Source organism: Kocuria sp. GQ42 (assembly GCF_059758435.1).
Genome location: NZ_JCAXEN010000017.1, coordinates 1 through 454, shown reverse-complemented (window position 1 = coordinate 454; position 454 = coordinate 1). Strand labels below are relative to the sequence as shown.

Below are 454 nucleotides of genomic sequence, written 5' to 3'. Positions count from 1 at the left end.
ACACGCCCCAGGAACTGGCGGACAAGCTCAAGGACGGCCTGCTGTCCTTCCCCGTCACCGCGTTCGACCAGGACCTGCTCTTCGACGAGAGCGCCTACCGCCAGCACCTGGCCTGGCAGGCCTCCTACCCCGTGGCCGGGCTCTTCGCCGCCGGCGGCACCGGGGAGGGCTTCTCCCTCACCCCCGAGGAGACCGCCACCGTGGTCGCCGCGGCCGTTCACGAGGTCGGGCACCGGGTCCCCGTGCTGGCCCCCGCGGCCGGCAACACCGCCCAGGCCGTGCGCAACGCCGCCGACGCCGCCGCCGCCGGCGCCGAGGGCCTGCTGCTGCTGCCCCCCTACCTCACCGAGTGCGACCAGGACGGCCTGCTCGCCCACGCCTCGGCCGTCTGCCAGGCCACCGACCTCGGGGTCATCGCCTACAACCGCGCCAACGCCATCTACTCCGCCGAGAC

1 protein-coding gene is annotated in these 454 nt (G+C 74.4%); it reads left to right on the top strand.

Annotated elements, in window-relative coordinates:
- Window positions 1-454: dihydrodipicolinate synthase family protein (locus AC6CH6_RS17865; protein ID WP_498256163.1), on the top strand; the 454-nt coding region annotated here is incomplete at both ends.